Annotated in this window: 19 protein-coding genes; 9 read left to right on the top strand and 10 right to left on the bottom strand. The window is 70.6% G+C overall.

Going from position 1 to position 21,134, the window contains the following annotated elements:
• From ACZ49J_RS05625 to ACZ49J_RS05665, 9 genes are all read right to left on the bottom strand, one after another.
• Positions 1-765: a hydrogenase maturation protease gene (locus ACZ49J_RS05625; protein ID WP_467448466.1), complete on the bottom strand. Its 765-nt coding sequence runs from the start codon at positions 763-765 to the stop codon at positions 1-3.
• Positions 762-1,805: a hypothetical protein gene (locus tag ACZ49J_RS05630; protein WP_467448465.1), complete on the bottom strand. Its 1,044-nt coding sequence runs from the start codon at positions 1,803-1,805 to the stop codon at positions 762-764. The genes ACZ49J_RS05625 and ACZ49J_RS05630 overlap by 4 nt, the downstream gene beginning before the upstream one ends.
• Positions 1,802-2,500, bottom strand: coding sequence for a DUF6084 family protein (locus ACZ49J_RS05635; protein ID WP_467448463.1), 699 nt, complete (start codon positions 2,498-2,500; stop codon positions 1,802-1,804). The genes ACZ49J_RS05630 and ACZ49J_RS05635 overlap by 4 nt, the downstream gene beginning before the upstream one ends.
• Positions 2,497-2,703, bottom strand: a complete 207-nt coding sequence (locus ACZ49J_RS05640) for a hypothetical protein (protein WP_467448460.1) — start codon at positions 2,701-2,703, stop codon at positions 2,497-2,499. Before ACZ49J_RS05640 ends, ACZ49J_RS05635 begins: the two co-directional genes overlap by 4 nt.
• Positions 2,688-3,347, bottom strand: a complete 660-nt coding sequence (locus tag ACZ49J_RS05645; protein WP_467448459.1) for a DUF5947 family protein — start codon at positions 3,345-3,347, stop codon at positions 2,688-2,690. The genes ACZ49J_RS05640 and ACZ49J_RS05645 overlap by 16 nt, the downstream gene beginning before the upstream one ends.
• Positions 3,344-3,904, bottom strand: coding sequence for a hypothetical protein (locus ACZ49J_RS05650; RefSeq protein WP_467448458.1), 561 nt, complete (start codon positions 3,902-3,904; stop codon positions 3,344-3,346). The genes ACZ49J_RS05645 and ACZ49J_RS05650 overlap by 4 nt, the downstream gene beginning before the upstream one ends.
• Before the next feature lie 11 nt (positions 3,905-3,915).
• Positions 3,916-5,706 carry a nickel-dependent hydrogenase large subunit gene (locus ACZ49J_RS05655; RefSeq protein ID WP_467448457.1) on the bottom strand — a complete coding sequence of 597 codons (1,791 nt, stop codon included), beginning with the start codon at positions 5,704-5,706 and terminating at the stop codon, positions 3,916-3,918.
• A 46-nt stretch (positions 5,707-5,752) separates the two neighbouring features.
• Positions 5,753-6,811, bottom strand: a complete 1,059-nt coding sequence (locus ACZ49J_RS05660) for an NADH-quinone oxidoreductase subunit B family protein (RefSeq protein ID WP_467448456.1) — start codon at positions 6,809-6,811, stop codon at positions 5,753-5,755.
• Positions 6,812-6,901: 90 nt separating this feature from the next.
• Complete coding sequence (locus tag ACZ49J_RS05665; RefSeq protein WP_467448839.1) at positions 6,902-8,608, bottom strand: enoyl-CoA hydratase-related protein; 1,707 nt, start codon at positions 8,606-8,608, stop codon at positions 6,902-6,904.
• A gap of 146 nt (positions 8,609-8,754) precedes the next feature.
• Between ACZ49J_RS05665 and hypA the strand changes: the two genes are divergently transcribed.
• From hypA to hypE, 6 genes are all read left to right on the top strand, one after another.
• Positions 8,755-9,108 carry a hydrogenase maturation nickel metallochaperone HypA gene (hypA, locus tag ACZ49J_RS05670; protein ID WP_467448455.1) on the top strand — a complete coding sequence of 118 codons (354 nt, stop codon included), beginning with the start codon at positions 8,755-8,757 and terminating at the stop codon, positions 9,106-9,108.
• Entirely contained in the window at positions 9,108-9,872 is a 765-nt protein-coding gene (gene hypB / locus ACZ49J_RS05675; protein ID WP_467448454.1) for a hydrogenase nickel incorporation protein HypB, read from the top strand. Before hypA ends, hypB begins: the two co-directional genes overlap by 1 nt.
• A complete protein-coding gene (gene hypF / locus ACZ49J_RS05680; RefSeq protein WP_467448453.1) occupies positions 9,869-12,235 on the top strand; it encodes a carbamoyltransferase HypF in 2,367 nt (788 codons plus the stop codon). Before hypB ends, hypF begins: the two co-directional genes overlap by 4 nt.
• Complete coding sequence (locus ACZ49J_RS05685) at positions 12,235-12,543, top strand: HypC/HybG/HupF family hydrogenase formation chaperone (RefSeq protein ID WP_467448452.1); 309 nt, start codon at positions 12,235-12,237, stop codon at positions 12,541-12,543. Before hypF ends, ACZ49J_RS05685 begins: the two co-directional genes overlap by 1 nt.
• Positions 12,540-13,643 (top strand): hydrogenase formation protein HypD, encoded by a 1,104-nt coding sequence (gene hypD, locus ACZ49J_RS05690; RefSeq protein WP_467448451.1) that lies wholly within the window; start codon positions 12,540-12,542, stop codon positions 13,641-13,643. The genes ACZ49J_RS05685 and hypD overlap by 4 nt, the downstream gene beginning before the upstream one ends.
• A gap of 79 nt (positions 13,644-13,722) precedes the next feature.
• Positions 13,723-14,712 (top strand): hydrogenase expression/formation protein HypE, encoded by a 990-nt coding sequence (gene hypE, locus ACZ49J_RS05695; protein ID WP_467448837.1) that lies wholly within the window; start codon positions 13,723-13,725, stop codon positions 14,710-14,712.
• A gap of 126 nt (positions 14,713-14,838) precedes the next feature.
• Here the strand turns inward: hypE and ACZ49J_RS05700 are convergent, their stop codons facing one another.
• Complete coding sequence (locus tag ACZ49J_RS05700; protein ID WP_467448450.1) at positions 14,839-16,332, bottom strand: DUF1996 domain-containing protein; 1,494 nt, start codon at positions 16,330-16,332, stop codon at positions 14,839-14,841.
• 586 nt (positions 16,333-16,918) lie between these two features.
• Here ACZ49J_RS05700 and ACZ49J_RS05705 point away from each other — a divergent pair.
• Genes ACZ49J_RS05705 through ACZ49J_RS05715 form a run of 3 tightly spaced genes read left to right on the top strand, consistent with a single transcriptional unit; the run spans position 16,919 to position 21,044 of the window.
• On the top strand, positions 16,919-18,124 hold the full coding sequence (locus ACZ49J_RS05705) for an ABC transporter substrate-binding protein (RefSeq protein WP_467448449.1): 1,206 nt from the start codon (positions 16,919-16,921) through the stop codon (positions 18,122-18,124).
• Between the two features lie 30 nt (positions 18,125-18,154).
• Positions 18,155-19,924 carry an ABC transporter permease gene (locus tag ACZ49J_RS05710; RefSeq protein WP_467448448.1) on the top strand — a complete coding sequence of 590 codons (1,770 nt, stop codon included), beginning with the start codon at positions 18,155-18,157 and terminating at the stop codon, positions 19,922-19,924.
• The gene (locus ACZ49J_RS05715) at positions 19,917-21,044 is read left to right on the top strand and encodes an ABC transporter ATP-binding protein (protein ID WP_467448447.1); all 1,128 of its coding nucleotides are present in this window, start codon (positions 19,917-19,919) and stop codon (positions 21,042-21,044) included. The genes ACZ49J_RS05710 and ACZ49J_RS05715 overlap by 8 nt, the downstream gene beginning before the upstream one ends.
• Positions 21,045-21,134: the final 90 nt, after the last annotated feature.

Genomic DNA, 21,134 nt, shown 5'->3' on the forward strand with positions numbered 1-21,134 from the left:
TCACCTCCTCTCCGCTGCGTCGGCGAGCAGGCGGGCGATCACGGTCTCGACGAACGGCACGCACCGCTCGACGGCCGCACGGACGGGTTCGCTGAGGCCGACGACGACATCGGCTTCGTCGCCCCTCATACGGACCTCGGGCTCGCACCCGACGACGAGCACGCGGGGCAGTTCCCCGTCGCCCAGGTGACGGGCGAGGGCGAGCACCTTGCCGGGGTCCATGGCGTGGGCCTCGGGAGCGCCCTCACCGGGCAGCGTGGCGACATCCGGCTCGATGAGGGTGAGGGTGCCGGGTGACTCCCCGTGGGGCATGGCGTCCAGCAGGACCACCGTGTCGTAGCCGTCCAGCATGCGGTAGGCCAGGTCCATCCCGCGGATGCCGAAGTCGGCGACGTGGACACCGTCGGGCCAGGGCCGGCGGGCGAGGGCGGTGGCGGCCTCGGGACCGAAGCCGTCGTCGGCCATGAAGATGTTGCCGACGCCCGCGACGAGCACGCGGTGCCCCGGCGGACCGCCCTGAGGTCCTTCGAGCGGTTCGAGCTCGTCGGGGGCGAAGAAGAACCGGTGGCCGATCTGGCTGGCGGAACCGAGGTCGCGGCCCGGGTCGCCGTCGAGGACGACCGCGACGTGCACCTGTCCCTCGAAGTCCTCCTCCACCGCGGCGACTTCGGCGATCCGTCCGGCCAGCGCGAGGTCAATGATGTCCGCCCGCCGGGACGGCCGCAGCCGCACCCGCGTGCCGGGGCGGTAGGAGACGCCGTTCACATGCCCTCCCCCGTGGCCGCGCGGAACTCCCGGATGGCGCCGTGCAGCCCCATCAGCTCGTCGGTGCCGAGCCCGGCACAGCGGTCGAGGATCTCGCGTGCCCGCGGGTCGCTCGCCCGCGCCTCGGCCTGTTCCTCCTCGGTCAGGCTCAGCACGCTCAGGACGAGCAGCTGGTCGATCTCCGTTCCGTCGAAGAGGTCGCCCGGGCTCTCGGGCGCCACGCGCGGGAAGTCGTACAGCGTGACCGGCGAGGACAGGACGGTGTGCGCCCGGCCGTCGCCCTCGTCGGTGCCGACGAGGACGGGCCAGGTGCCCTCGTTGCGGCAGGCGGCCACGTGGTCGCGCAGGGCGGTGGGCGGGTCGAGGAGGGAGACGAAGCGGCCGCGTTCGCTGTGCAGCACGGTGTGGGTGGAGACGAACGCGTACGCCGCGGCGGCCTCCCGAGCGTGCCGCGCGCCCTGCTCGGGGACCGGGCAGTCGGTGGTGTTGGCGATCCGCACGGTCAGCCGGTGAACGCCGTCCGCGACCGGCTCCGCGGTGACCTCCACCGTGCCGGTGAGCCGTCGCCAGGTCCGGACGAGGGCGGCGGAACCTTCCAGGAGCTCGGTGTCGGTGCCCTCGGGGATGTCGACAGCCACGGTGCCGGGGCCGCCGGTCAGCACGACCTCGCGTTCGGTCACCTCCTGCCAGCTGACGTACCGTTCCCCCGCCACGGTCAGCTCGTCGACGGGGTGGCCGTCCCGCATGACCGTGCGGTCCACCACCTGCAGGAACCGCACCCGCACCAGCAGGTCGTCGGAGGGCCCCTCGTGGAGCACCTGGGTGGTCATGGTGGACCGTTCGCCGAGCGCGTCCGCGCAGACGGCGGGGAAGACGCCGCCGAAGGTCCAGCGTTTGGTGTTCTTCAGCGCGGACCGCCGGTAGGGCCACAGCAGATAGCCCTCGTACAGGCAGGTCCTGGTGATCTTCTCGACGTCGCAGAGGTCCTGGTCCGGGACGGTCGAGGCATCCGAGAGGTCCGAATGGTCGGTGAGGGTCATGAGATGGAGGTCCCCGAGTGGTGGAGGGCGGCACTGTCGAGCAGGGCGCGTACGGCGTCGTCGGGGCTGCCGAGGACGTGCCGGGCGCGGTAGGCGTCGAGCCGGTCGTAGGTCTCGCGGGAGAGCCGCAGCCAGGGGCTGCCCGCGTGGTAGCGGTCGGTGAGGGAGTGCCACATGCCGGCCGGCAGGGCGTAGCGCGTGTCGCCGTCCGTCCAGGAGATCCGGGAGGCGGCGAGCCCGCGCCCGCCCGGGGCGCGGTGGAAGACGGTGCCGCTGAAGACGAAGTCCAGCGGTACGTCGCCGTCTCCCACCGCGCGCAGGTACTTGGTGACGGCCAGCTCGGTGTCGTAGGGGCACTCGACGGGGATGTCCACCGTCGTGCGGTCGTCGAACGCGGGGACGTGGACGGTGGTCCGCGCCCAGGTGAGCGGTCGCATGCTGCTCGCCCACTGCTCCCGTGCCCCGAACAGCTCGGCCAGGGCGTCCACCGCCTCCCGCGCGTAGCGGCGGCGGGCGACGTCGATGCGCAGGACGGTGTTCAGGGCGATGGAGCCGACGGGGCTGCCGGCGGTCCTGGCGATCTCCAGCCGGAAGCGCAGGGTGGGCAGCGCGGCGAAGCGCTCCTCATCCGCTCCGGTGACGGTGAAGGCCAGGACCGGCGCCACCGGAGCGGACAGCGCGGGCGGTGCCGTCATGGGGTGGGCAGGTTCGGCATGTCCCGGTCGACCGGGTTGCGGCGCCGGGCGTTGATGCCGGTGTAGCTGCGGGCCGTGGTGCGGTCGTCGCGGCGGTGCCCCGGCTGGTGTTTGATCAGGCCTTTGTGGTTGCCGCGCCGTACGCCCGCGACGTGCGCCGGCTTGTCGGGCTCGACATCGGGTTTGCCTACGGTGATGCCCATGACGCCTCCTCGATGGTGAAGGGGGTGGGTTCGGTCGGTTCGATGAGTGCTCGGAAGAAGTCCTCGACCCGCTGCCACACCTCGGGGCCACCGTCCAGTCCCCTCCAGTGTGCGCGCACGACGGCGACCAGGCGGAAGCAGTCGTCGAGCGGGACGAGCCAGTGCTCGCTCGCCCCGCGGGCCCGGTTCACCAGGAGGGCGCGGACGTCACTGACGGACTCCGGCAGGTCGGGATGGCACCGTTCGACCTCCTGCCAGCTGTCCGGGGGAACGGTGGCCCGCATCGCGCCCAGCGGACTCGGGTACGCCGCGGTGACCTCGCCGGTCTCGCCCGAACGGGTGAAGAAGGCGAGGGAGACGGGGACGCCGAGGCCCGCCCACACGGCGTCGTCGATGCGGCAGTCGTCGAGCCGTCGCCGCTCCTGCGGCAGCAGCCGGTAACCGCCGGCCGAGGTGGCGCCGTGGTCGAACAGCACGGCACAGGCGCGGCAGGCGCACGAGACGGTGCCGGTGGCGAGCTGAACCACATGGCGGTGCGGGGGCCCGCCCGGCAGCGGCCCGGCGCACAGGTCGCACCGCGGCTCCCGGTCGGGCCGGTCGTCGCCCCGGGCCGCCCGGCGGGCCACGCGCCGCAACCCGCTCATCCGCAGGCACCTCCACCGACGGGCGTACGGTCACGACCGCCGTCACGATCACGGTCGCCGGCACGGAACAGCGCGTCGACGGGGATCAGCGCCCCCTGCGCGGGGCCGGTCTCGACGCGTACGTCCTCGATCTCCGGTGCCCGTGCCGCCACCGCGTCCCGCACGGCCTGCTCGGTCCGGTCCGAACCGCAGCCGCCGCCCTGGACGCGGATGTGTACGGCGGTCCCGGAGAGTTCCACCAGCTCCGGTGGGCCGGGCAGGTCGGCGAGGGCCTGCCGTACCCGGGTCTCGACCGGGTCCGGGTGCAGGTCGTGCACCAGCAGCAGATGCCCGACCAGTTCGTCGGCGGCCAGCGGGCCCAGCACGTCCGGGTGTTCGGCCAGCCGGTCGGTGATGCGTCCCAGGCACTGCCCGTACAGGGCGACGAGTGTCTCGACGGTCTGCGCGGCCCGTGCCGCGGCGAGGCTGTCGGGCAGGGCGTCCAGCCCGGACAGCCTCTCCTCGGCCAGCGCCACCTGACCGCGTGCGTACGCGTCGTCCCAGGGTTCGAAGGGCATCGGCGGTCCGCCTAACCGGCGAGGGCGCCGAAGGTCGGCGAGTGGGACTGGGTGAGGGTGCGGCCGCCGCCGAGGTACATGTGGACTCCGCACGGCAGGCAGGGGTCGAAGCTGCGGACGGTGCGCATGATGTCGATGCCCTTGAAGTTGTCCGGCCCGTTCTCCTCGAAGATCGGGCAGCCCTGCACGGCGTCCTCGTACGGGCCGGGGGTGCCGTAGAAGTCGCGCGGGCTGGCGTTCCACGGGGTCGGCGGGTACGGGTGGTAGTTGGCGATCTTGCCGTCGCGGATGACGAGGTGGTGGCTGAGCACGCCGCGTACGGCCTCGTGGAAGCCGACCCCGATGGCCTCCTTGGGCACCTTGAAGTCCTGGAACGTCTTGGTGACTCCGGAGCGGACCTCGTTCAGGGCCTGGTCGACGAAGTGGAGGGCCATGGCCGCCGCGTAGGCGACGAAGTACATGCGGGCCCGGTTGCGCTCGATGGTGTTGGGGAAGGGCGGAGGCGTCCACTCCAGCTGCCGCTCCGGCGAGGAGGGCGTCTTCGGCAGGGTGATCCGCACGCTGTGGCCGGTGGAGCGCACGTAGGGGGTGTCGACCTTCCCGGCGAGGGCGGTGACCCAGAGGCGGGCGATGGGGCCGCCGCCGGTGTCCAGGGCGAGGAAGTCGTTGGTGCGCTTGTCGAACCAGCGGGGGCTCATCACCCAGCTGTAGTTGCCGCCGTTCAGGTCGCGTTTCTGCGGGGCGGGCAGGGTGGTCTGGTTCCAGGGGTGGCGCTTGTCGACGGGGTTGCCGAGCGGGTCCTTGTCGACGTACGTCTCCTCGCCGGTCCAGTCCTCGTAGTAGGAGCTGCCGAGCAGGATGCGCATGCCGAGGTTGATGTCGACCAGGTCGGTGGTGACGAGCTGGTTGTCGACCACGATGCCCGGGGTGACGAACATGCGGTTGCCCCACTCGTTCATCTTCTTGTAGCTGTAGTCGACGATCTCGGGATCCTGGAAGGCGCCCCAGCAGCCGAGCAGGGTGCGGCGCCGGCCGACCTCCTCGTAGCCGGGCAGGGCCTCGTAGAAGAAGTCGAAGACGTCGTCGTTCATGGCGACGGCACGCTTGATGAAGTCCAGGCAGCGGGTGAGCCGCACCAGGTAGTCGGTGAAGACCTGCGGGGTGGCCATCGTGCCGACGCCGCCCGGGTAGAGCGTGGAGGGGTGCACGTGGCGGCCCTCCATGAGGCAGATCATCTCGCGCGTGACCCGGCTCATGACGAGCGCCTCTTTGTAGGTGGCCCCTTCGAAGGGGTTGTACGAGCGCATGATGTCGCCGATGGTGCGGCAGCCGTGCTGGTCGCCGCGCGGGGCGGGAGTGCGCTCGGCGCGCTCCCACACGCCCGGGTTGGTCTCCTTGACCATGCGTTCGCAGTAGTCGACGAAGACCATGTTGTCCTGGAAGATCGTGTGGTCGAACATGTACTCGGCGGCCTCGCCGAGGTTGATGATCCACTCGCCGACCGGCGGAGTCTTCACCCCGTACGCCATGTTCTGCGCGTACACCGAGCAGGTGGCGTGGTTGTCCCCGCAGATGCCGCAGATGCGGCTGGTGATGAAGTGGGAGTCGCGCGGGTCCTTGCCCTTCATGAAGACGCTGTAGCCGCGGAAGACCGATGAGGTGCTCTTGCACTCCACGACCTCGCGGGCGTTGAAGTCGATCTTCGTGTAGATGCCGAGGTTGCCGACGATCCGGGTGATCGGGTCGAACGCGACATCGGTGAGGGTGCGCTGCTCCGTGGGGGCGGCCTGGCTCGTCGTCACTCGACGGATTCCTTTCGGGACAAGGGACGGGCGTGGGGTTCGGGGGTCACTTGCCGGGCCAGCGCGGCGCGAAGCCGGAGGTGAGCTCGGGGCGGTTGTGGCGCCACTTGGGCTCTTTGTTGACCGAGCGGTTGGTGATGGCGCGCAACGTGCGTACCAGCGGTCCGTAGGTGGAGGCCATGAGACCGGAGGAGATGCTGCCGCCGGGCGGCTCGTCCATGAACGGCATGAACTTGTCGGGGAATCCGGGCATGGTGCAGGCGATGCAGATGCCCCCGACGTTGGGGCAGCCGCCGATGCCGTCCATCCAGCCGCGCTTGGGGACGTTGCAGTTGACGACCGGTCCCCAGCAGCCGATCTTCACCTGGCACTTGGGCGAGTTGTAGTCCTTCGCGAAGTCGCCCTGCTCGTAGTACGCGGCCCGGTCGCAGCCCTCGTGCACCGTCTTGCCGAACAGCCAGGTGGGGCGCAGCTGGTCGTCCAGCGGGATCGGCGGCGCCATCCCCGCGGCCTGGTAGAGCAGCCAGGTCACGGTCTCCATGAAGTTGTCGGGCTGGACGGGGCAGCCGGGCACGTTGACGATCGGCAGTCCCCCGGCCGAGCGGAAGTCCCAGCCCAGGTAGTCGGCCAGGCCCATGCAGCCGGTGGGGTTGCCCGCCATGGCGTGGATGCCGCCGTACGTGGCGCAGGTGCCGACCGCGACGACGGCGAAGGCGCCGGGCGCCAGCCGGTCGATCCAGGTGTTGAACGTGATGGGGTCGCCCGTGCGCGGGTCGTTGCCCATCGAGGTCCAGTAACCGTCGCCGTTGATGCGCTCGTTGGGGATCGAGCCCTCCACGACGAGGACGTACGGTGCGCCGAGTTCGCCGTCGGCGGCCTGGTGGAAGGGCCGGGTGAAGTCGTCAGCCGTCTCGTAGGAGAGCACCTTGTTGTGCAGGACGACCTTCGGCAGCCCCGGGATGGCGCCGAGGACCACGTCCTCCAGACTCGGCAGCGAGGCCGCCGTGACCGAGACGGTGTCACCGTCGCAGCTCATGCCCTCCGAGGTCCACAGGATGTGAACCTCCTCCACGGCCGCGGGGGCCTCCTGGATGTCGGTGCTCATGGGATCCCTTCCTGACGGCGTCCCCCGCAGCAGGCTGACATAAATGACAATCAGCCACCATTCGGACACTCCGTTCGAGGAGCCCGGCTGTCACGTGCGCAGGTGTTCCGGTGTCGCGGTGCGCAGGTGTTCCGGTGTCTCCTTCGGCCGCCGCTTGCGTACGAAGGCGGAACGCAGCGCGTGGTACGGGGCGGCCGGGTCGTCGAAGACGGCACGCATGCGCTCCAGTTCGGCCGCGCGATAGGCGCTGAGCGGGCGGGCGGCCTCGTCACGCTCCCGCGCGGCCTTCTTGGCGCCCAGCCGGGCGGGAAGCCCCTGGGAACGGGCCAGCCGTGCCGCGAGCCGGGCGACCTCCCCGGCGAACTCGCACGGAGCGCACTCCACGACCCGGTCCACCAGGCCCAGTGCCCGGGCCGCGGCGGCGGTGAGGGGCAGCGCGTCCTCGGTGAGCCGCGCCGCGGCCTCGGGGCCGACCCGGCGCGGCAGGGTGTAGGTCCAGTACTCCGAGCCGTACAGGCCCATCAGGCGGTAGTGCGGGTTGAGGACCGCCCCCGCGCGGCACCACACCTCGTCCGCGGCGAGGGCCAGCATCGCGCCCCCGGCGGCGGCGTTGCCGGGGAGCGCCGCGACCACGAGGCGGTCGGTGGTGGTCAGGATCTCCTCCACCAGGTCGTCGATGGCCTCGATGTTGGCCAGGGACTCGGCGGCGGGGTCGTCGGCGGCCTCGATGACGTTGAGGTGGATGCCGTTGGAGAAGAAGTCCCTTCTTCCGCCGAGCACGATGAGGTCGAGGGGGCGGGTGCGGGCGTGTCTGTACGCGGTGAGGAGGCGGCGGCACTGGTCGGTGCTCATGGCTCCGCCGGGGAAGCGGAAGCGTAGGAACCCTACGGTTCCTTGTTCCTCGTAGGTGATGTCTCCATAGCTCCCGCTTGTTGGTTGTTGGCTGCGGGCTGTGGTGGGTTGCTCGCGCAGTTCCCCGCGCCCCTTTCGGGGCGCATCCGCCGCAGGCAGCCTGAACCATGCAGGGTCTCCTGGTTTGCGGCGACGGCGCAGCTCCGGGATCCAGACCGCTCCGTCCACCGTCGCGCGGCAGATCGCGCCGTGACGGGTCGCCAGGATCTCGCCCGGAGTGCCGGTCAGGGCATGCTCAGGGTGGCCGCCATGGAGGTACCACTCGCCGCCCAGGAATTCGTCCAACACACCCGGCTGCGAGTCGGCGGCGCGCAGCTTGCGCAGCACGGTCTCGGTGGTGTCGCGCGTCCAGTCGATGCGCCGTTCCTCCTGGCGCAGGAACGGCTTCCAGGTGTGTGTGGCCGGCATGACGGGTTCGTACGTGCCCGAGGCGAAGCGTTCGACGGCGAGCAGAACCGCGCGCAGGGCGGCGTCGGCCAGCTCGCCCCGGTACAGGTCGCTCTTGCCGACGTCCGGGGGCACGGGGAAGTCCGCAGAGGCCCACACCGGCCCCGCGTCCATCTCGGCCACCGCCTGCAGGACGGTGACACCCCATTGTTCGAGACCTTGTTGCAGCGCGTGGTCGAGGGACGACGGGCCCCGGTCGCCGGGCGGCCCCGGATGGACGATCAGGCAGGGGTACGCCGACCAGACCTCTTCCGGGACGGCGGTCGTCAGCATGGGGGCGATGATCAGGTCGGGCGCGTGGCGGCGTGCGGCGGCCGTGAGGCGCTGGTCGTCACCGACCGCCAGCTCCACGGCGACCGGGTGCCCCAGGTCGCGCAGTTCCGCGAAGACCCGCTGGGTGAGGCTGTTGAAGGCGCTGGCGAGAAGGAGGATCCGCATCACGCGGCGATGCTCTCCGGCCGTCGCCGCACGACGGGCGAGGCACGCCACCGAGGGTCGCGCGCTTGGGCCGCGCGAGGGAAAACACACGTCGTTCGTACGCGCGTGCAGGGCCGGGGCCCCGGTCCTGCCTACCGTGACGGACCATGCACGAGCTGTCGATCGCCGCCGCCGTCGTGGAGAGCGCCGAGGACGTCGCCCGCGAACACGGCGCGGACTCGGTGGCGGGCGTGACGCTGCGGATCGGCGAGCTGGCGGGGGTGGTCCCGGACGCGCTGCGTTTCTCCTTCTCGCTGGTCGCCGAGGGTACCGCCCTGGACCGGGCCGAGCTGGTCATCGAGGAGGTGCCGGCGCGGGCCCGCTGCGGCGGCTGCGACGCGTGCTTCGCGGTCGGTTCGCCGCCCGCGCTGTGGTGCCCGCACTGCGACACCCCGGCGGCCGAGTTGCTGACCGGCCGCGAACTGGAACTGGCGGAGGTACGAATGGCAGGGAGCCCGTGATGTGCCGAAGCGTCGACGTACGAACGGCCGTGCTGGCCAAGAACGACGGTCTCGCCGCGGAGCTCCGCGCCGATCTGGCCGAGCGGCGGGTGACCGCCGTCAACCTGCTCTCCAGTCCCGGCAGCGGCAAGACCGCGCTGCTGGAGCTGGTGCTGCGCCGTGCCCGCGAGCGCGGACTGGCGGTCGCCGCCCTCACCGCGGACCTGGCCACGGAGAACGACGCCCGGCGCCTCGCCCGCTCGGGAGCCCCCGTGCGGCAGGTGCTGACCGGCGGCCTGTGTCACCTGGAGGCAGCGCAGGTGCGCGGCCTCATCGACGGGTGGCTCCCGGACGGCACCCGCCTGCTGTTCGTCGAGAACGTCGGGAACCTGGTCTGCCCGGCCTCCTACGACCTGGGGGAGACGCTGCGGGTGACGCTGATGTCGGTGACGGAGGGCGAGGACAAGCCGCTGAAGTACCCCACCGCCTTCGGCGCCGCCCATCTGGTGGTCCTGACGAAGACCGATCTCGCCAATGCCGTCGGTTTCGACGGTGACGCCTTCTCGGCGGCGGTGGAGCGCGTCAATCCGGGCGTCGAAATCCTGCGCACCTCGGCCCGCGACGGTCAGGGCGTCGACACGCTGCTCGACCGCGTCCTCGCCGTCGCGGACGGGGCGGTGCCGCACTCCCCGCTGCTCGCGGCGGACCATCTGCGCCGCCACGGCCACGACCACGGCCCGGACGCGCATCACTCCGGCCACGCGTCCCCGGCCCCCACCGCGTGACCTCCGCGACGAGGGCCCCGGGCACGGCCGATCCGGGCACGGCCGCCACGACCGCGGTACGGCGGCGGGTGACCGTGCGCGGGACCGTGCAGGGCGTGGGGTTCCGGCCCTTCGTGCACCGTCTGGCGACGGAGCTGGACCTCGCGGGCCACGTACGCAACGGCACCGAGGGCGTGGTCGCCGAGGTGGAGGGCGCGCCGGAGTGCGTGGCGGAGTTCTGCCGGGCCCTGACCGAGCGGCCGCCACCGCTGGCGGACGTGCGGGAGGTGGCGTACGAGAACGTGCCGGCCCTCGGCGCGGCCGGTTTCGTCATCCACACCTCCGAGGGCGGCGGCGCCGGCCGGACGCTCATCCCGCCGGACACGGCGACCTGCGAGGACTGTCTGCGGGAGCTGGCCGACCCGGCGGACCGCCGCCACCGGCACCCGTTCATCACGTGCACGCACTGCGGTCCCCGCTTCACCATCTCCACTGCCCTGCCCTACGACCGGGCGACGACCACCATGGCGGCGTTCCCCCTGTGCCGGGAGTGCGCCACCGAGTACGCGGACCCCGGCGATCGCCGTTTCCACGCCCAGCCGGTGGCGTGCCACGACTGCGGGCCCCGGCTGCGGCTCACCGTCCCCGGCGGACGTGCGTACGAAGGCGGGCCGGCTCTCGCCGAGGCCCGGCAGCTGCTGGCACGGGGCGCCGTACTGGCCGTCAAGGGGCTCGGCGGCTACCACCTGGCCTGTGACGCCACCGACGAGCGGGCCGTCTCCGCCCTGCGCGGACGCAAGGAGCGCGGTGGCAAACCGTTCGCCGTCATGTGCGCCGACCCGGCGGTTGCCGAGCGGCTGGCCCACGTCAGCGGGGAGGAGCGGGAGGTCCTGACGGGCCGTCGGAGGCCGATCGTGCTGCTGCGCCGCCGGGAGGGTGCCAAGGTGCTGGCCGAGGCGGTGTGCCCCGGGAGCCCTGACGTCGGGGTGATGCTCTCCTACACCCCCCTGCACCGGCTGCTGTTCGGCCTTCCGGATGATCCGCCGGGTCCGCAGGTGCTGGTGATGACCAGTGGCAACCGGTCCGGGGAGCCGATCGTCACCGACGACGCCGAGGCGCGGGAGCGGCTCGCCGGGATCGCGGACGCCTGGCTGTGGCACGACCGGGCCATCGAGGTGCCCTGTGACGACTCGGTGGTGCGTGTCCGTGCGGACGGGGGTGGCGAGGTCGTCCTGCGCCGGTCGCGTGGCCACGTCCCGGAGCCGGTCGCGCTGCCGGTCCCCGTCTCCCCCGCGCTCGCCGTGGGCGGTGACCTGAAGAACGCCCTGTGTCTCGGGGCGGACGGCAGTGCCTGGTTCTCCCCGCACATCGGCGACATGGGCGACCTGGCCACCGTAAGGGTCTTCGAGCGGGCCGAGGACCGGTTGTGCGCGCTCACCGGGGTCGAACCGGAGCTGGTCGCGGCCGACCGGCACCCCGGGTACCACTCGGCCCGCTGGGCGCGCCGGGCCGCCGAGGCGCGTGCCCTGCCCCTGCACCCGGTGCAGCACCACCACGCCCACATCGCGTCCGTGATGGCCGAGCACGGTCTGGACGGTGGCGCGCGGGTCATCGGCGTCGCCTTCGACGGCACCGGGTACGGCGACGACACGGCGGTCTGGGGCGGCGAGGTGCTGATCGCCGGCTACGACGGCTACCGCCGCTTCGCCCATCTGCCGTACGCGCAGCTGCCCGGCGGTGACGCGGGCGTGGCCAACCCGTGCCGTACGGCGCTGGCCCGGCTGCGGGCCGCGTGCCTGCCCTGGGACGCGGACATGCCCTGTGTGGCCGCCTGCTCGCCCATCGAACTGCGCCTGCTGGAACAGCAGTTGGAGCAGGACATCGCCTGTGTGCCGACGTCCAGCATGGGCCGGCTCTTCGACGCGGTCTCCTCCCTGGCCGGGGTCTGCCACCGGGCCCGCTACGAGGCGCAGGCCGCGATCGAACTGGAAGCGGCGGCGGCGCTCGCCTGGCCGGAGGAGACCGGGGCGTACGGCTTCGCCGACGGCCTGGACCCCGGTCCGGTGCTGGCCGCGATCGTGGCCGACCTGCGGTACGGGGTGCCCGTGCCGGTGATCGCCGCCCGTTTCCACCGCGCGGTGGCGGCGGCCGTGGTGAGGGTCTGCCGGGCCGCCCGCCGCGAGACGGGGGCGGACGTGGCCGCGCTGTCGGGCGGGGTGTTCGCCAACGCGCTGCTGGACGCGGAGTGCGCGGCGCTGCTGGACGCGGACGGCTTCACGGTGCTCCGCCACCGGCGGGTGCCGCCGAACGACGGCGGTCTCGCGCTCGGCCAGCTGGTCGTGGCGGCGCACGGGGATCGACGGCAACGACAAGGAGGACGCTGATGTGCCTTGCGGTGCCCGGCCGCGTGGTCGGGATCGAGGACCGGGACGGCACGCGCATGGCGCGGGTCGACTTCGGCGGCGTGGTCAAGGAGGTGTGCCTGGCCTACGTCCCGGACGCCGAGGTGGGCGAGTACGTCATCGTCCACGTCGGTTTCGCGCTGCAGCGGCTGGACGAGGAGTCGGCGCGCGCCTCGCTGGAGCTGTTCGAGCAACTCGGGCTGCTGGAGGAGGAGTTCGGCGACGCTTGGGCGCGGGCCGAGGCGGAGGGGGCGGCCACGGACACCGCTGAGCGGGAGGGCGTGCGGTGAAGTACATCGAGGAGTTCAACGACCCGGAGCTGGCCCGCCGGCTGCTGGACGAGATCCGCGCCACCGTGACCCGGCCCTGGGCGATGATGGAGGTCTGCGGCGGGCAGACCCACTCCATCATCCGGCACGGCATTGACCAACTGCTGCCCGACGAGGTCGAGTTGATCCACGGGCCGGGCTGCCCGGTGTGTGTGACGCCGCTGGAGATGATCGACAAGGCGCTCGCGATCGCGTCCCGCCCGGGCGTCGTGTTCTGCTCCTTCGGCGACATGCTGCGCGTGCCCGGCACCGACCGCGACCTGTTCCGGGTCAAGGGCGAGGGCGGTGACGTCCGCGTGGTGTACTCGCCGCTGGACGCCCTGGAGATCGCGCGGCGCGAGCCGGACAAGGAGGTCGTGTTCTTCGGCATCGGCTTCGAGACCACCGCCCCGGCCAACGCGATGACCGTCCACGAGGCCCGCCGCCAGGGCATCCGCAACTTCAGCCTGCTGGTGTCGCACGTGCGCGTGCCGCCCGCGGTCGAGGCGATCATGCGGGCGCCCGAGTGCCGTGTCCAGGCCTTCCTCGCGGCGGGCCACGTGTGCAGTGTGATGGGCACGGCCGAGTATCCCGAACTGGCCGAGCGCCACCGCGTGCCGATCGTGGTGACCGGGTTCGAACCGCTGGACATCCTGGAGGGCGTGCGCCGCACGGTCCGTCAACTGGAGCGCGGGGAGCACCGGGTGGAGAACGCATACCCGCGCGCGGTGCGCGAGGCGGGCAACCCGGCCGCGCTGCGCATGATCGAGGAGGTCTTCGAGGTCACCGACCGCCCCTGGCGCGGCATCGGCGTGATCCCGGACAGCGGCTGGCGGCTGTCGGAGGCCTTCCGGGCGTACGACGCGGAGCACCGCTTCGACGTCGGCCACGTGACGACCGTCGAGTCCCCCGAGTGCCGCAGCGGCGAGGTGCTGCAGGGTCTGATCAAGCCCCATGAGTGCGCCGCCTTCGGCACGACCTGCACTCCGCGCACCCCGCTGGGCGCGACGATGGTCTCCAGCGAGGGTGCCTGCGCGGCGTACTACCTGTACCGGCGGCTGGAGGTGGCCCCCGTTGGCTGACACCGACGCGATCTCGCCGGTCGTGGATCCCGCGAACTGGTCGTGCCCCCTGCCCCTGCGCGACCACCCGGTGGTGGTGATGGGCCACGGTGGTGGCGGGGCGCTCTCCGCCGAGCTGACGCAGCACCTGTTCGCCGCGGCGTACGGCAACGAGACCCTCGCCGCGCTCGCCGACTCCGCGGCCGTCGAACTGGGCGGCGCACGGCTGGCGTTCTCCACGGACTCCTACGTCGTACGGCCGTTGTTCTTCCCCGGCGGCAGCATCGGGGACCTGGCCGTCAACGGCACGGTCAACGACCTGGCGATGAGCGGAGCCCGGGCGGCCTACCTGTCGACGGCGTTCATTCTGGAGGAGGGCGTACCCCTGGACGTGGTGGGGCGCGTCGCGCAGGCCGTGGGGGCGGCCGCGGCCGCCGCGGGGGTGACGGTGGCGACAGGTGACACCAAGGTCGTGGAGGCCGGTCACGGTGACGGGGTCTACGTGAACACCTCCGGCATCGGCCTGATCCCGCGGGGCGTCGACATCCGTCCGCAGCGGGCGACGCCGGGAGACGTGATCATCGTCAGCGGGCCGATCGGGGCGCACGGTGTGGCGGTGCTGAGCGTGCGCGAGGGGCTGGAGTTCGGCTCCGACGTGGTCAGCGACACCGCGCCGCTGGGCGGGCTGGTGGCCGCGATGCTGGAGGTCACGACGGACGTGCACGTGCTGCGCGACCCGACGCGGGGCGGGCTCGCCACCTCGCTCTGCGAGATCGCCGCCGCGTCCGGCACCGGTGTCGTCCTCACCGAGAGCGCCGTCCCCGTACCCGAACCGGTGGCGGCCGCCTGCGGCTTCCTCGGCCTCGACCCGTTGTTCGTGGCCAACGAGGGGCGCCTGGTGGCGTTCGTGCCGCCCGAGCACGCCGACGCCGTCCTCGCCGCGATGCGCGCCCACCCGCAGGGCGCGGGCGCGGCCGTCATCGGTGTGTGCGTGGCCGAGCACCCTGGCATGGTCGTCGCCCGGACAGGGCTGGGCGGCACCCGGGTCGTCGATCTGCCGCTGGGCGAGCAACTGCCGCGCATCTGCTGAACGGCACCGGACCACCCGGCCCGTTTCCTCCGGGCGGGCCGGGTTCGCCGCCGTGTGACGCGAGGTGCTGTGCCGAGGGGTGGGCACCGTGAAAACGGTGCCCACCCCTCGGTATGTCCGCGGTGCTCAGCTGCACTTACGTCCGGTGTTGATGCACTGGACCGCCTTGTTCATCAGCCGCGCGTCGAACACGTTGATGAAGTCGTCGTGGTCCGTGATCGGCTTGTGCGCCTGCTCCGGGAAGCCGTCCACCGCGTAGAAGGGACGGGTCTTGCCGTTGTCCTTCACGCTGGGCGCGTCGACGTCGTAGACGAGACGGTGCACCAGCTGCGGAATGGCCTTGAAACCGCTCGGGCAGTTGCCGCTCGCGTCGGCGAAGGCCACGTGCGTCCGGTGGTTGGCGCTGTCGATGTTCTTGCCGTCCCAACAGCTCTGGTACTTGAACGTACGCACCACGTCGCTGCCCGACGGGCAGAGCGGGTACTTGTCCTTCAGCTGCACCTTGTTCTCGAAGCCCGTGCAGCTCCAGGAGGCGTTGGCGTTGGCGGGGCCGTTGGTGAACGCCTTGGCGTCACCGGTGATGATGCGCAGGAACTTCGGCATCGCCACCACCTTGCCGCGCGGGCTGCCGACGAAGGTCAGGGTGGACTGCCTGGCCGTCAGGATCTTGCCGATGTTGCCCTCGGCGCCGCCGCCCTGCTGGGCCGCGTCGAACTCCTTGGTGCCGTCCTGCAGGCGCAGCACCGGCCAGTAGTAGGAGGACTTGTCACCCTGGTTGCGGCAACTGGTCTTGGCCTTGGCGAAGTCCTGGTCGGTCGCGAAGGCGTTGTTGGACTGGTTTCCGACGTAGTCGTGCGTGTGGTGGGCGCCGTTGGAGACACCCGGCGCGACGATGACGTTGTCGGTGTTGTAGAGCTTGTTGGCGTTCACCCCGCACTTGGTGACGAAGGTGCCCTTCGACGCCTTGCCCGACTTGCGCTGCGCGCTCACGTTGGGGCGGACCTTGGTGATGTCCACGTAGTCGGCTGCGACGGGGCCGGCGGCCTGGGCGGCGTTGCCGTTGCCGCCACCCTGGTTGTTACCGCCTTGGTTGTTGCCACCCTGGTTGTTGTTGCCGCCCTGGTTGTTGCCCTGGCCGGCGTTGGTCTGGTTGCCGGTGGGCCGCAGGGTGCACGCGGCAAGGGCGTCGAGGCCCTGCGGCTTGGTGCCCACACGACCGATGGCGATGACGATCCGGTCGATCGTCGCCTTCCGCTTGTCCTTCAGGGGGCCCACGATCGCGTTCTGCGCGAAGTTGGCATCCTGCTGGATCGCCCGCTGGGACGTCGACAGTCGCTGGTAGGCCTCGGATATCTGCTTGTCGAGGAGTGCCAGTTCCTTGTCCACCTGAGCACGGGCCTGGGCGGGAACCGCCGTCAGCTTCTGCCCCACGTCGGGGCAGTCGATCGTGGACGTCGCCGCCGCCGACTGCGCCTGGGTGGACTTCTGCGCCGTGCTGGTCTCACCGGCAGAGGCGTAGATGTTCGCTGCCACGATTCCACCGGCCCCCAGGGCCAGTGCTGCCACCGCGCCCACCGCCCGAACGGTGGTCTTCGATCTCTTTCGCGTGTTGCGTCTCATCAGGCCTCTCTGACACTTCTCAAGTACTTCTTCTGAGCCGGCAGGACATCCGGTATGGGCGAAGCACTCTTCGATACGGATCTGAGCGGCGATTGTTCAGCGAATTCTCAGATTCATACTTTCCTCCATCCATAAGCGAGGCATCGGCCCATGAGTCCGGCAGTACACGAGTAAACCGACCATAAAAGGCATTGTCCGGAGGTGTGTTGACGCACCGTTGGACACCCCGACAGCGACGCCCGGCCGGGAATCTCCGGCCGGGCGTGGCGTTCAACTGGTTCCGGCAGCCGGCCTGACACCAGTCGCTGTCGTCGACGCACGGCTGGGTGACCCCGGCGAAGCAGCCGGCCTTGGTGAACACCGGGTACGCGCCCTTGGCCGTGCAGCCCTTCACACCCCACGAGACGATGCCGATGAGGCGCACATTTCAAGCCGCCGACCGTGCACGCCATGGGTGACTCGCGTCACGTACAAAACGACCACAATACACAGTATGAGCTCTGAGGGCTCAAGGATTTACCGGCCTGACCTGGGTCTCTAACCTCCCGGCAACAGCTGCCAGACGGCACGCGCCAGAAGGAGAACCATGGCCAGATCCAGCCACCTCGGCTCACGCAACGTCGCCACCGGGGGCACCGTTCCCGGGCTCCGCCCCTCCCCCCGTCGCCGCTCCGCGACCGCCCTCGGCGTGGTTCTGGCGCTCGGACTCCTGGCCGCCTGCGGGGGCGGCGACGACGGCACGCCCACGGTGGCGGAGAACAAGATCTCCGCCGGCAAGGTGCCCAGCTACTACCCCAAGGGCTACAGCGACCTCATCGAGGCGGCGAAGAAGGAGGGCGGCAAGCTCACCGTCTACTCCAACCTCGGCGACGAGAACATGGCCCCCGTCGTGCGGGACTTCAAGAAGAAGTACGACTTCATCAAGACCGTCTCGGTCAACGAGCTCGACAGCGACGAGCTGTTCCAGAAGGTGCTCTCGGAGAACGCGGCCGGCAAGTCGCCCGCGGACGTGCTGATCTCCAGCGCGGCGAGCGCCTGGACGAGCTTCTCGCAGCGCAAGAACACGGTGCTGGAGTACAAGACCCCGGAGCTGTCCGAGCTCGGGGCCAGTGCGGAACTCCTGCCCAGTGTCTACTCGATGTCGCAGGACCCGATGACGATCGCCTACAACACCTCACTGATGGAGAAGCCGCCGACCGGCATGGCCGACCTGGCGAAGATCGTGAGCGCGGACAAGGGCAAGTTCAAGAACAAGGTGACCGTCCGCGACCCGGAGGGCTCGTTCGGCTTCTCGGTGACCCGCGCGCTCACCGAGGGCAACCCCAAGGCGTGGGACGCGCTGGAGGAGATCCTCCCGCTGACCCGTCCGGAGACCTCCTCCGGGACGCAGCTGGAGAAGATCGTCTCCGGTGAGTACACGGCGGGCTTCCTGATCAGCGCCTCACCGGCGTACCCGGTCGTCGAGGACAGCGCCGGGCTGGTGAAGATCGTCTTCCCGGAGGACGGCACCGTGGTCCTTCCCCGTGGTCTCGGTATCGCCGCCCAGGCGCCGCACCCGGCGACCTCCAAGCTGTTCCTGGACTTCGCGCTCTCTGAGGAGGGCCAGCGGGCCGTCGCGGAGGGGGGTCTCGCCTCCTACCGCAAGGGCGTCGAGGGCGAGGGCCTGCACACCTACCAGGAGGTCGTCGACAAGGTCGGCGAGGACAAGATCATCCACGTCGAGTACGCCGCCGTCTCGAAGAACGACACCGACGCCTGGCTCGAGCACTTCGACCGGCTCCTCAAGAAGTAGGCAGCCACGGGACGATCGGAGTCGAACCAGATGTCAACCCTCACTCGACCGGTCGGCGCTCCTGCCGACGAGCATGAAGAGGCGTTCAAGCCGCCACGTTACCGCCGCCCCCTCGGCATCGGACGGGACCAGGTCGTCCAGTACGCGGTCCTCGCGTTCCTCGCCGTCCTCGTACTGGCTCCGATCGTCCCGACGCTCTACCAGAGCATCCGCAACCGGCCGCTCTACGAAGCCGGCGGAGCCTTCACGGTCCGCGGCTACGTCGACCTCTTCACGGACGCCGGCTTCGGCGAAGTGGCCCTCAACACGCTGCTGTTCGCCGGGCTGACCACCCTGCTGAGTCTGGCCATCGCCATCCCGATGGCCATCGTGGTGGTCCGCACGAAGCTTCCCGGAGGCCGGCTCGTCGCGCTGGCGATGCAGTGGCCGTTCTTCATCTCCTCGCTGATCCTGGGCTTCGGCTGGATCATCATGTACGGGCCCGCCGGGTTCGTCAGCATCAAGGTCCAGCAGGTCTTCGGCGGTGTGCCGTGGAACCTGTACTCGATCCCCGGGATGGCCCTCACGGAGGCCGTGGCGCTCGCCCCGATCGCCTACGTGTTCTGCGCCAACGCGCTGCGGCAGTCCGACGCGTCCCTGGAGTCCGCGGCCCAGGTCTGCGGCGCCGGGCCGCTCAGGATCCTGGGGCAGGTGGTCGTGCCCATGCTGCGACCGCCGATCGTCTACAGCGCCATCCTCGTCTTCTCCGTCTCCATCGAGACCCTGAGCGTGCCGCTGCTGTACGGGCAGCCGGTGAACATCGACGTGTTCTCCACGTTCCTGTACCACAACGGTCTGCAGTCGGTGGACCCCGACTACACGATGCTGGGCGCCGCTTCGACGATCATCCTGTTCGTCACGGTGAGCCTGGTGGCCGTACAGGCCAAACTCCTCAAGGACGCCGCCCGGTTCGTGTCCGTGCGCGGCAAGGTGACCCGCCCCCGCAAGCTCGACCTCGGCTGGCTGAAGTGGGTGAGCATCGTCTGCATCTGGTTCTACGTGGTCGTCGGTGCCCTGGTCCCGATCGCCGGGCTGGTCTTCCGCTCCTTCACGCTGATCTTCACCCCGCTCCAGTCACCGCTGAGGACGGTCACCACGCAGAACTACGAGATCGTCTTCGACTCCGACAACTACGTGCAGTCCCTGTGGAACAGCCTCATCGTCGCCGGTGTCGGCTCGGTGCTGGTCAGCGCCCTGGCGGTGGTCGCGGTGATGGTCTCCCGCCGCTCCGCCTTCCGCTTCGGGCGGGCAGTGGAGTACCTGGCGCTGATCCCTCAGTCGCTGCCGGGCATCATCATCGGTATCGGCTTCTTCTGGGCCTTCGCCCTCGCCCCGTTCGGCATCGGCACACTGCTGCAGGGCACGGTCTACGCCGTCATCATCGCCTTCGGCATGCGCGCCCTGCCCAGCGCGTTCGGCTCGGTCGCCCCGGCCATCATGCAGATCGGCGGTGAACTCGACAACGCGGCCCGGGTGTCCGGCGCCGACTGGCTGATGACGTTCTTCCGGGTCCTGCGGGCCCTCGTCACCCCCGCCTTCGCCGGAGCCCTCGTGCTCACCTTCGTGATCATGCTCAAGGAGTACTCGCCGGCCGTGTTCCTGAGTTCCGCGGACAACAACATCCTGGGCACCACCATGCTCAGCCTCTGGACCCAGGGCCGGGCCGGGTCCGTCGCCGCACTGGCGACCCTCCAGATCGCCATCACCGCGGTCTTCGTCGCACTCGCAGGACTGCTCATGAAGGGAAAGCACCATGCCTGAGGTGACCGTGAAGAACCTCGCCAAGACCTTCGGGGACAACTCCGTGCTGCGCGACGTCACCTTCACCATCAAGGACGGCGAGTTCTTCACCCTCCTGGGAGCGAGCGGCTGCGGCAAGTCCACCACGCTCAACTGCATCGCCGGCCTCGAACAGCCCACGGAGGGCTCCATCACCGTCGGCGGGAGACCCTTCGTCGACGCCTCGGCCGGGGTGTTCCTGCCTCCCGAGGAACGCAACCTCGGCATGGTGTTCCAGTCCTACGCGCTCTGGCCGCACATGACCATCGCCAAGAACCTCGCCCTGCCCCTCACCATCCGCAAGGTCCCCAAGGAGAAGCAGAAAACGCTGATCCACGACGCTCTCGACAAGGTCGGCCTGGCGGAGCTGAGCAACCGCTATCCGCACCAGCTCTCCGGAGGCCAGCAGCAACGTGTCGCGCTCGCCCGCGCGTTGGTCTACTCCCCCACCGTGCTGCTGCTCGACGAGCCGCTGTCCAACCTCGACGCCAAACTCCGCGAGCAGGCGCGCGCCTGGCTGAAGCGACTACAGGAGGAACTGGGCATCACCACCGTCTACGTCACCCATGACCAGGAGGAGGCTCTCGCCCTGAGCGACCGCATCGCGGTCATGGAGGGCGGCAACATGATCCAGATCGGCACACCGCACGAGATCTACGAGCGGCCCGCCGCCCCGGCGGTGGCCGCCTTCGTGGGCCGCTGCAACTTCCTCACCGGCCGGGTGGTCGGGCAGGAGGGCAGGCGTTACCGCGTCCTCCTGGACTGCGGTGACGACGTGGTGCAGGTCGACAGCGACGAGCGCGTGCCCTCGGGTCAGTCGGTCACCGTGGCGGTCCGGCCCGAGCGGCTGGAGGTCGTCCCGCCCTCCGGCACCCCGTCCGACGTCAACCAGTTGAGGACCCAGGTCCTCACCAGCTCCTACGTCGGCTCGCGCTACGAGTACGACGTCCGCCTCGGCGACCAGGCCGTCCAGGTCCTCAGCGGCAACGGCGGCCTCACGGGTGAAGTGGTGCTCGTCTTCGATCCGGCGCAGGCTCTGCTGTACCAGGACAAGGTCGAGCTGCCCGAGGAACAGCGCGACCTGCTGACCGTCAGTTCCTGAGTGCGGAAGGCGGTCGGCACCGCAGAACGGGGTCCGGGGAGTCCGCCCATGACTCCCCGGACCCCGGTGTCCCGGTCGTCAGGGATGTCC

The sequence above is a fragment of the Streptomyces sp. NPDC030840 genome (genome assembly GCF_055572015.1).